We start from the raw sequence: 11,402 nt of genomic DNA on the forward strand, positions 1-11,402 counted from the left end.
TAATGATATTATAGCCAGTTGTATTCTACATTTACACCGTAAGTTACTCCCATCTCTGGATACTTGGCAAACATCTCAATATTTTTTAAAGTAGTTGTTGAATAATATTCATCCTTCAGTTAGAAACCCCACAAATATACTTTTCAGTTTTCAGTTTTCAGTTTTCAGTTTTCAGTTTTCTGTTTCAACACCAATGCGAGCTATTCACTTTGTTCTTTTTATGGCGTAGCTTAGTTGAATAAGTAATAGGCTCCTATTGTGAATAAAGTTGCTATGACTGGAATCACGACAGTGAGTACACCTATATCTTTATAGGCTTGTTTATGGGTTAGTCCTGTTATAGCCAATACCGCGACCACTGCTCCGCTATGCGGCAGGCTATCAATACCGCCACTAGCTAAAGCGGCGATTCTATGTAGCATTTCAGGATCAATGCCTTTTTCTAAATAGGATGGAGCCATACTGCCCATAAATATTTGTAATCCACCTGACGAAGAACCAACGATGGCGGAAATGGCACTAGCACCGACAAAAACAGACAGTAACAGTGGCATATCTGTTGTCGTTACCCAATTAGTAAACGTTTGAAATACGTCGGTATGACTGACTACTCCACCAAAACCAATAACTACAGACGTAGCAATAAGAGGCATAATTGCATCCTCTGCACCAACACCAAGCTCTCTCAAACTATTTGAGCGAATTGTGGGAAACAATAATACACAAGTTAAAATACCTATAAACAGGGCAATGCAAGGCCAAATAATCGGTTGTGAATTTGCATATTCCACCCAGTTATAGCTTGTATTACTCATGCTTTTAATGATTCTAGGAGCAATGATGGTGGTTAAAACAACAATTATTGGCATCAATGCTAAAAGTATGCCTGGCAGCGCTCTATCAGCGTGTTGCGATAAGATTTGATTGTCTTTTTCATTAGGTTCAAACGTTTCACCATTGGCAATTGCTTTTTTTCGTTCTCTCTCTAAATACATTACCCCCATTAACACCATGATAAAGCTGGCTATTAAACCGTAAGTTGATGCTGCAAATAAATCCGTACCTAATGCAACAGAGGGAATGACATTGTGAATAGAAGGAGAACCAGGCATTGCTGTCATTGTAAAGGTACCGCAACCAATGGCCAACGCGCCAGTGAACAATCGCTTCGGGATGTTAGCTTGCGCTAACAATTGGACCCCTAAAGGATACATGGTAAATATAACGACAAACAGCACCACACCGCCATACGTAAGCACCGATGTTATAATTACAGTTATTATTAACGCACGTTTTGCTCCCATTAAGTTAATAAGGCTAACGGCTATGCTATTGGCCGCGCCTGTTATGGACATCATTCGCCCAAACATAGCTCCAGCAACAAATAATAAGAAAAATTTGCCTGCAAAGGTAAATGCACCTAATTTCCCTGTTGGAAAGTATTCTAGAATCGCGGTTTCAAACACCATGCCATTGGTAAATATTACGATGACAGAGCAAACTAGTGCTGCTAACACAACACTCAGGCCTCGCATTGCCATAAAAATAAAGAGAGCTAAAGCGACCAGTATTCCGATTAAAGACATTTATTTACCTTTTGCAAACTACAATTAATTGAAAAGTATTACGTAACTTAACATCGCACATTGGTGAAGTTGAATCTGGAACATTTGTTACAAACAAAAAATTAATTATGGGAGATAATCCGTTCAATAATTTTGACCTTAGTTAGGCTGCCAAAACAAATACCAATCAATTAGTGTATGAATCTTTAAAGCAGTTTGAAGGAAGTATTTCTGCTGAGCATGGTATTGGGATAGACAAAAAGCCCTATCTATCGCTGACTCGAAGTACAGAAGAGTTGGCATTAATGCAGCAAATCAAAACGCTTGATTCGAAAAATCTGCTCAACCCCAATAAATTGTTTTAGTGACAGTCTCTATTATTAATTACTTTTCAATTATTAGGGTATGAGGGAATGAACGGTTCATGACTTACAATATTGGTAAAAGCTTCGATCATTCTATCAACATCCACAACATATATTTTACCGTAAGATATTTCGATAAAATTATCCTCTAACATTTTTTTTAATTCTCTGCCGACACTTTGTCTTGTTGCTCCCACCATTTGTCCAAGCATTTCTCTCGAAACATCAACAAGCAAAGTTCTTCCAGAGTCGTCCTTTTCTCCGCGCGCTATGGCCATTTTTACAATCATATTACCCAATCGGTCATATAGTGGTAGCAAAAGTGCATCGTCAATTTGATTGAACATATAGCGAATTCGAAGCGATAGAAATTTGTTCATTTCAAATGATACTTCGGGATATTTACGACACAATTTCAAATAGTCGTTTCTATGCAATTGATTCAATTCAACATCTGAGCAAGCAGTGGCATAGTTTGATCTACTTCCGCCTATAATAAGCCCTACATCTCCAAAACAGTCGCCTTTTTGCAAAATGCTGACAATAACTTCTCTTCCTTCTATGTCATAACTGCTGAGCTTTGCTGTTCCAGATATCATTTGATAGCCCCAATCTGCGGCTTCACCAGACGAATATATTGGTTCGCCTTTTTTAAAAGAATGGAATGTTAAACAGTTTTGAAGTTCATCTAATGCTTCTGTAGGCAAAATAGTGCGCCAGTTGTGCATGTTGGGAATAGTTATCATTTTGAATTTAATTATGTTTTTTTGGTTAAATTGTAAAGCCAAGTGTCCTAAGTGGCAATGTAACATATGTTATAGAATTATCAATTGTTCACTGACAGAGTTTCAATAAATCATTTTTACAGATATCGGAGCTCATCATATGACAATGGCAAGACCTTTGAATGACGTTTCACTGGAAGACAAATTTAGATTAAATAAAGGTCGTGTGTTTATTAATGGGACTCAAGCTCTCGCACGAATCTCTTTAATTCAAAAAGAGTTGGATGCTAAACAAGGTCTCAACACTCGAGGGTTTATTAGTGGTTATCGTGGTTCACCACTTGGCATGTTAGACATGACCTTATGGCAACAAAAGGACCGTTTGAAAGAGCAAGGGGTTGTTTTTCAGCCAGGAGTTAATGAAGATTTAGCCGCAACGGCAGTTTGGGGCACCCAACAAATTGACTTTTTCCCAGACCCTGCTTGTGATGGTGTTTATTCCATGTGGTACGGCAAAGCGCCTGGTGTTGATCGTTCGGCAGATGTACTTCGACACGGCAATACGGCAGGCAGTCACAAAAATGGTGGTGTATTAGTAGTCGCCGGTGATGACCACCCTGGCAAGTCGTCAACTGTCATCAACCAAAGCGAACCCTTATTATCAACGTTAAACATTCCTGTTCTTTACCCGTCAAACGTAGACGAAATAGTGAAGTTTGGTCTGTTAGGTTGGCAAATGTCTCGCTACACGGGACTTTGGGTAGGCTTAAAAACGGTCAATGAAACCGTAGAGCAGACGCAATCAGTTGATGTAGATTTTGATAATTTTACTTATGTGCGCCCTGAGAGAAACGAAGAAGAAAACATCAATATTTTTAGTGGTTCTGTAGATCCACAAGCAAATGAGGTCATCGTTAAGCGCATTAGATTACCCCTTGTCCATAAATTTGTTCGCGCTAATGATATCGATAAGCGCCAATGGGGCAAAGGGAAGTTAGGTATTGTTACGTCGGGTAAGAGTTATGAGGACGTGATCCAAGCATTACAAACTATTGGCATCAAACAAGAGCAAGCAGAACAACTTGGAATTGGTATTTACAAAGTGGGATGTGTTTGGCCTTTAGACCCCCAAGGAATAAAAGACTTCGCCAATGATTACCAAGAACTTGCTGTTATTGAAGAAAAAACAGCCATGTTAGAGCCCCAAGTTAAAAATGCACTCTATGGTCATGATGTTCAACCAACGATTATTGGCAAGCTCGATAATAACAACAACGAAATTCTGCCATCCGATATCCAGTTCACACCAATCATGATCGCTGATGTTGTGGTTGAGCGCTTAAAATTACTTAATATATTGCCAAAAGAGAATGAACAACAGTATCAAAAACTAGTCTCTGATTTAGCCTTGTCAACGACGGGAGCAAGCTCTTCTCCAGCTTCTGCGATGCGTATGCCCTACTTTTGTTCTGGTTGCCCCCATAATACCTCAACCAAATTGCCAGATGGCAGTATGGCGATGGCTGGCATTGGTTGCCATGGCATGGCAGTTTTGAAAGGACCTTCGACTATATTCCCAGTTCACATGGGTGGGGAAGGTGTTAACTGGGCGGGTGCCGCCCCTTTTAGTAATACCAAACACATGTTCCAAAACTTAGGTGATGGTACGTATTATCATTCAGGATTATTAGCCATACGTGCAGCGGTTGCTGCAAACGTAAATATCACTTACAAAATATTATACAACGACGCTGTCGCAATGACGGGGGGACAACCTATTGATGGTCCTATCTCTCCTCAAGAAATAGTCAAGCAAGTAACCGCAGAAGGCGTAGTTAAATGCGTCATTGTAAGTGATGCCCCTGAAAAATATCGCCAAGGGGAGGGAGTACCTTCAAACATTGACATCTATCATCGTGATGACCTCGACGCGGTGCAAAAGGAAATGAGAGAAATTAGCGGCGTGACCATTTTGCTCTATGAGCAAACCTGTGCGGCGGAAAAACGAAGACGTCGCAAACGTGGCAAAATGGAAAACCCAAACAAACGTCTGTTTATTAACGATGCGGTTTGTGAAAATTGTGGTGATTGTTCGGTTCAGTCTACGTGTGTATCTATTCAACCGAAAGCAACCGCATTGGGCGTTAAACGCCAAATAGACCAATCTAGCTGTAACAAAGACTACAGTTGTGTGAAAGGCTTCTGTCCATCGTTTGTTTCTGTTGTCGACGCGGAGCCAAAGAAAACTCAAGGCGCGTCTTTTGGTAATGAGCTGTTTGATGGGTTACCTGCAACACAAGTGGTTGATGCAGTGAATCGCCCTTGCTCAATTATGATCTCGGGCATTGGTGGTACTGGCGTTATTACGGTTGGTGCGGTCATTGGCATGGCAGCGCATATGGAAGGAAAAGCCTGTTCTATTTATGACATGACCGGATTAAGTCAGAAAAATGGTGCAGTGTATTCGCACCTGCGTATCGCTAACAGTTCATCTGACATCTCGGCTCAGCGAATTGGTGCGGCAGAGGCGGATGTGGTACTTGGCTTTGACTTACTTGCCGCCTTATCAGGTGATTCAGGCATCACCTTTAATGCCGATAAAACGACATTTATTGGTAACTCTGATGTTTCACCAACGTTTGCCTTCCAGTTTAATCGCAATTATTCAGTACAAAATAAAGTGATTGAAAAACAAATAAAAGACCGTGTGAATGAACAAAATTGTCACTTGGTGGATGCAACTAACCTAGCTCTGAAATTGTGTGGTGACACGATTGCAGCCAATATGTTTGTTGTTGGTTTCGCTGCTCAACAAGGTGTGTTACCAGTGTCAGTTGAAGCGATTGAAAAAGCCATCGAATTAAATGGTGTTGCCGTACCGTTTAATTTAACGGCATTCAGACTTGGTCGCCTATTTGTTCATGACCGCTCAAAAGTCGAGGCTTTAATTGCGCCTACAACGGTTGAAAAAGTTCCGTCATTAAACGATTCAATTACGACTCGCGTTAAATTATTAACAGATTACCAAGATGCCTCTTATGCGGAACGTTATCAGCAGATAGTTAAACAAGTACAAGCGGTAGAGTCAAAGCTAAACCTTGGTAGTCAAGCACTTACGTTTGCGGTTGCGGAAAACTTAGCAAAAGTGATGGCTTACAAAGATGAATACGAGGTTGCGCGTCTATACACAGATCCAAACTTTAAGAAGCAACTGGATGAACAATTTGAACCGGGTTATCAATTGAAATTCAATTTAGCGCCGCCATTACTTGCGCGCAAAAATAAAGGCACTGGCCTACCGGTTAAAGCAGAGTACGGAAGTTGGGTGTTTAGTGGTTTTAAATTGTTAACAAAACTGAAAGGGTTACGTGGCACCGTTTGGGATGTTTTTGGTTACACGCAAGAACGTAAACAAGAACGCAAATTACTTGCTAGTTACCAAGATACATTGAAGCTGGCTTTAAAGTCGTTAGAACGTGCTTCGGCAGAACACATTGACGAGCAGTATCAAAAAGCGATTGAGTTTGCCAATTTACCGAATGAAGTCAAGGGCTTTGGACACGTTAAAGAAAAAGCAATGGACAATTACTTTGCACAATTAAAGGAATTTTCTCAGCGTTTTTCAGTGAATGTTAAGGGGTGATCTGATGAAAATTGTCTTATCCAGACCTTTGCCGTTACCACAGATAATGATTAACGGAAAAAATGTGGAAATAGTCCATTATGGCGGGGACGTAGACGTATTTAACAACGCTCAAGTGTATTTAACGACTGGTGTCGATCCAGTCCCTGCAAGTCTCATTCAAGCATTGCCAAAAAGCGTCAAACTTATCGCCAATATAGCGGTTGGTATCGACAATATTGACATAGATACCGCCAAAGTTAAAAACATTGCCGTGACGAATACGCCAGTCGTCACGGAGGACACGGCCGATTTAGCGTTTGCGCTAATCTTGTCGGCTTGTCGACAACTGTCGGTGAATGAACGTTTTTTACGAAATGGCGATTGGAGTAAGTCTGCACCCATGGCTGCTGCAGGGGTAGGTATACATGACAAAACGCTGGGTATTATAGGCTTTGGGGAAATTGGTCAAGCAGTCGCCAAACGCGCCAAAGGTTTTGGTATGAAGGTTGTTTATTGCGGTCCATCGAGAAAACCTGAGGCTGAAGCGCTATACGATGCAAGTTACTGCGAAGTGCTGGAAGAACTTCTAAAACAAGCTGATATTGTTTCCTTACACTGTCCTTCAACTCCTGAGACAAAATATATTATCAATCGTCGAACAATTACCGATATGAAAGACGGCGCCGTATTGATTAATACGGGACGAGGCGCATTAGTTCAAGATGATGCCCTCATTGATGCCTTAAGATCAGGAAAACTCTTTGCTGCAGGGTTAGATGTCTTTGAAGGTGAACCAGAACTTGATAAACGTTATTTAGCGCTTTCCAACGTGACTTTGACACCTCATATTGGCAGTGCAACACATGAGTGCCGAACAAACATGGTGATGAAAGCGCTGGAAAATGTATGCGCATTGTTAGAAGGCAAACCTTTGGTCAGCGCAATAAAAATGTAAGGGAAATTCATGTCACTAAAACGATGTTTTAACGTAGAAGAGTTACGAAAGGAAGCGAAACGCAAACTACCACTACCAGCCTTTGATTACCTAGAAGGTGGCGCCGACGATGAAGTAAGCCTCGCGCGCAATAGCGATAAATTTAATGATTTTGCTATTGTACCCAATGCTTTGGTCGATGTTTCATCCATATCTATCGAAACCAAATTGTTAGGCTGCGATGTGGCAATGCCTTTTTTTATTTCGCCAGTTGGTCATACTCGGATGTTCCATCATGATTCAGATTTGGCCGGAGCAAAGGCGGCTGCTAACTTGAATACGATATTTTCTTTGTCAAATTTTGCTTCTAGAACACTAGAAGAAGTCGCTTCTTCCTCGACGGGTGACAAGATGTTTCAAGTATACGCATTGCGCGACAAAGAACTTCAATATCGACTGTTGCAGCGAGTCAAAGATGCCGGTTATAAAGCGTTATCTTTAACCGTGGACTGTGCAGCACTCGGAAATCGCGAACGTGATCATCGCAATGGATTATCACTTCCAATTGATCTTTCAATTAGAAGTATGATTGAGTTTGCGAAACACCCAGTGTGGGTTTGGAAATACTTTTTCACAGGGGGACGGGATTTAGTCAATCTTGAAAATGCACCAAGTTCCAGCGACGCGAAAAAATTTCTTGAGTATATGGCGTTGCTCGCTAAGCCTGATCTTTCTTGGAAAGATGCTGAAGAGATGTGTGCATTTTGGCAGGGTCCTTTTGTGATTAAAGGCATTTTAAGTGTCGAAGATGCCAAGCGAGCAGCTGAAATCGGTGCCAGTGCAATCATGTTGTCTAATCATGGTGGCAGACAATTAGATGGTACGCCTGCTCCGATTGAAATGGTGGCAGAAATCAGAGAAGCTGTTGGCGACCAAATGGAAATTATAGTAGACGGAGGAATTCGTCGAGGTAGTGACATATTTAAAGCCCTCGCTTTGGGCGCAAATGGCTGTTCTATTGGTAAAGCTTACGCGTTTGCGTTAGCTGCAGGAGGTCAAATGGGCGTGGAACGCATGCTCAACATATTGAAATCTGAATTGATCAGAACCATGGCGCTTGCTGGAGTGTCAAATATCAAAGAGATAAATTCTAGTTATATCCGCAAACAGTAATGTGAATAGTGAATCTGCCTAAGGCTTTACCCCTTTAAAGTTATAACCTGTAGCTTCCCTGCTCTCTACTACAATTGCTTTGTAACTATTGATATATATAGCACATGTAAATGTGTTGTAGATGGAACAAATGTTACAGATTTCTCAACTTAAAACAGCGATGGTTAACTTACAAAAACAGTGTTTAATAAAATGATAATAAACTGTTATTTCGGAGGCGAGATGAAAACAAGTTTTAAATATTACAACAACCCCTTATCTAGCGCGATTAAGCTCGCTTTGACAAGGCCTTATATAGTTAGTGCCGCGATCTTGTCCGGCACTCTATTGCCAACCATAGTTGCTGCACAAGACACAGAGAAGAAAGAATTTGAAGTAATTAGCGTAACAGCACAAAAACGTTCTCAATCGATAAATGAAGTGCCAATGGCCATTTCGGCATTTAATGCCAATGATCTTAAGGAACTCGGCATTGAAGATACCAGTGATTTGGCAAATGCTGTACCAGGCTTTAACTTCAGTGATACAGCATTTGGCCCCCCAGTATACACGTTAAGAGGTGTTGGATTTAATGAATCTAGTGCACAAGCTACTTCTACAGTTGGTGTTTATGTTGATGAAATATCGATACCATTTCCAATAATGACAAAAGGATTAAATGTTGATATTGAACGGGTTGAAGTGCTAAAAGGGCCACAAGGCACTTTGTATGGCAGAAACTCTACGGCTGGTGCTGTAAATTATATCGCCGGAAAACCTTTAGACTTTTTTGAGTCTAGTGTAACGGTAAGTTTGGCGTCTTATGACACGATATCTACAGAAGCTTTTGTGACCGGGGAATTAACCGACGGTATCAAAGGGCGCTTTGCGGTTAAGAAAGTTGATTCCGGTGAAGGATGGCAAGAAAGTATCTCTAGAGATGAAACATTAGGGCGCGAAGACAAATTGGCAATGCGCGGCAGCCTTTCTTTCGACTTAAGCTCGGCAACCGAAGCACTGCTTTCTGTCATGTATGTGCAAGATAAGTCTGAAACATTAGCACCACAAAATTTTGACTATGTGCCTGGTGCAGCTGGTGGCCTGCCATTTGCTTCATCGGTATTTGGATCACAGCTAAACACTGAAGGCAATCCGGAACACTTTACAAGTTTGTTAAACGACCCTCAAGCAGCAGATTGGACAGAAGGTAGAACACCCGCAGTGGATCAATCGTCTGTAGCAGTATCTCTTAAAATTGAACATGATCTCTCAAGCACAATGACGTTGACGTCATTAACAGGCTTTTCTTCTTTCGAAGATAATGGTTCTGAATATGAAAGAACAGGCTTTAAAGGTGTTACTGTTGGCGAGATTAAAAATAATCCGTTACAACCGGTTTTGCTCGCAACAACAAGTGCGCTGACTGGTGGCGCATTGAGTATAGGTTATGAGGGCTTTCTTAGAGGTAAATATGCAAACGCACCAGATTCTGAATATGTGACGGCTGATTATGTATATCAAAATGGTGAGATAGACGCATTTTCGCAAGAAATACGTATTACAGAAGTATTAGATGACTTAGTTTGGATAGCTGGTGTTTATTATAGTGACAGTGAAGTTGATTACCAAACGCAGCAAGACTTTGGTTTAGCAAGTAATGTCAATATTTTACCGCTACCTGGTTATGGCTTTAATATGGTTGAAAATGATATTAATCAGAAAACCTCAACCGTTGCCGCTTTTGTTAATATTGACTGGTTACTGTCAGATGAACTCACAGTAACTACAGCCCTACGCTACTCAGAAGATAAAGCTGAATACGCTGGTTGTACAAGAGATGTCGATGGTGGTGCCGCAGCACTTATGAATGCATTTTTTTATGGCGGGAAGAATAATAGTTTAGTTGCTGGCGATGGGTATAATTCAGGTGGCTGTGTAACTGTTACTAATTTTGCCACTGCTGATCAAATGAGTGGTGTTGTAGAGGATACGTTGAAAGAAGACTCATTGTCATGGCGCTTAGCTGCTAATTATGAAATTGATAACAACGTCTCAGTATATGCGTCGTACAGCAGAGGCTTCAAAGCTGGTAGTTTTCCTTCATTGGCCGCACTTACGGATACACAGTTGATACCTGTCGTGCAGGAGCAATTGGATGCTTACGAAATCGGCTTTAAATCGACGCTGGCGGAAAATACCTTGAGATTTAATGGTGCAGCTTTTTACTATGATTATAAAGACAAGCAGTTGTTAACTAAAAAAATCATCCCCGTATTTGGCACCTCTTTTACTTTAAGCAATGTTGACGAGTCTAAGGTCTCTGGTTTGGAATTTGATGCCCAGTGGTTAGCTACTGACGGGTTGACTATAGCCGCGGCAGTAGGTTGGTTGGACACAGAAATAACTGAAGGTATAGGATTTAATCAACCAGGACAATATATTGATCTTGCTGGTTCTCCATTGCCTTTCGCTGCAGAATTTCAAGCAAACCTTACTGCTAAATATGAATGGGAGTTGGACAGTGGTTTGATAATATTTGCAGCCTCAGATCTTTCCTATTCTAGTGAATCACACGCAGATTTTGAAAGTAACAAATCTCAAACTATTGCGGTATCTGACTTCGAAGGGGCACCCTATGAAGTCGTTATAGATTCACAACCGTATTCGTTTGACAAGCGCTTTGTAAATCCGAGCTATAAAATTATTAATGCACGCTTTGGTGTAGAGTCGGATTATTGGCAAGTTTATGCTTGGGCTCGCAACTTAACTGATGAATTTTATACCACTACTGCAGTAAAAAATAATGAAATGTATGCTAAATACCCTGGAAAGGGAGCAACCTATGGAGTTACTTTCCAGTACAACTGGTATTAATTTCTAAATTAAGTGCAATAAAACGGCTCATCAGAGCTAATACCGATCAGTTAGGCATTTATTTACAGATCAATTGAACGATCTTCTGAGTATGTAAAAATCCGATAAACATTGTTTATCGGATTTTTTATGCTCGTTTCTCAAGCCCTAGATGTCATTAAT

The 11,402-nt window shown here is 40.9% G+C and carries 7 protein-coding genes; 5 read left to right on the forward strand and 2 right to left on the reverse strand.

Translation table 11 applies throughout. From position 1 onward, the window contains the following. Positions 1-230 precede the first annotated feature (230 nt). Positions 231-1,586 carry a GntP family permease gene (locus ACOB82_RS16130; protein ID WP_448214017.1) on the reverse strand — a complete coding sequence of 452 codons (1,356 nt, stop codon included), beginning with the start codon at positions 1,584-1,586 and terminating at the stop codon, positions 231-233. A 173-nt stretch (positions 1,587-1,759) separates the two neighbouring features. Here ACOB82_RS16130 and ACOB82_RS16135 point away from each other — a divergent pair, with 173 nt between their 5' ends. Further along, positions 1,760-1,930 carry an FAD-binding oxidoreductase gene (locus ACOB82_RS16135; RefSeq protein ID WP_448214018.1) on the forward strand — a complete coding sequence of 57 codons (171 nt, stop codon included), beginning with the start codon at positions 1,760-1,762 and terminating at the stop codon, positions 1,928-1,930. A 26-nt stretch (positions 1,931-1,956) separates the two neighbouring features. Here ACOB82_RS16135 and ACOB82_RS16140 read toward each other — a convergent pair whose 3' ends face one another. Continuing rightward, a complete protein-coding gene (locus tag ACOB82_RS16140) occupies positions 1,957-2,718 on the reverse strand; it encodes a Crp/Fnr family transcriptional regulator (RefSeq protein WP_448214019.1) in 762 nt (253 codons plus the stop codon). Positions 2,719-2,815: 97 nt separating this feature from the next. On the opposite strand from ACOB82_RS16140, the gene ACOB82_RS16145 reads away from it, so the two are divergent. From ACOB82_RS16145 to ACOB82_RS16160, 4 genes are all read left to right on the forward strand, one after another. After that, a complete protein-coding gene (locus ACOB82_RS16145; RefSeq protein ID WP_448214020.1) occupies positions 2,816-6,298 on the forward strand; it encodes an indolepyruvate ferredoxin oxidoreductase family protein in 3,483 nt (1,160 codons plus the stop codon). A 4-nt stretch (positions 6,299-6,302) separates the two neighbouring features. Then, on the forward strand, positions 6,303-7,235 hold the full coding sequence (locus ACOB82_RS16150) for a 2-hydroxyacid dehydrogenase (protein WP_448214021.1): 933 nt from the start codon (positions 6,303-6,305) through the stop codon (positions 7,233-7,235). A gap of 9 nt (positions 7,236-7,244) precedes the next feature. Beyond that, on the forward strand, positions 7,245-8,387 hold the full coding sequence (locus tag ACOB82_RS16155) for an alpha-hydroxy acid oxidase (protein ID WP_448214022.1): 1,143 nt from the start codon (positions 7,245-7,247) through the stop codon (positions 8,385-8,387). Between the two features lie 222 nt (positions 8,388-8,609). Then, positions 8,610-11,240 carry a TonB-dependent receptor gene (locus ACOB82_RS16160; protein WP_448214023.1) on the forward strand — a complete coding sequence of 877 codons (2,631 nt, stop codon included), beginning with the start codon at positions 8,610-8,612 and terminating at the stop codon, positions 11,238-11,240. The last annotated feature ends 162 nt before the right edge of the window (positions 11,241-11,402 follow it).

The sequence above is a fragment of the Colwellia sp. MEBiC06753 genome, from assembly GCF_053470325.1.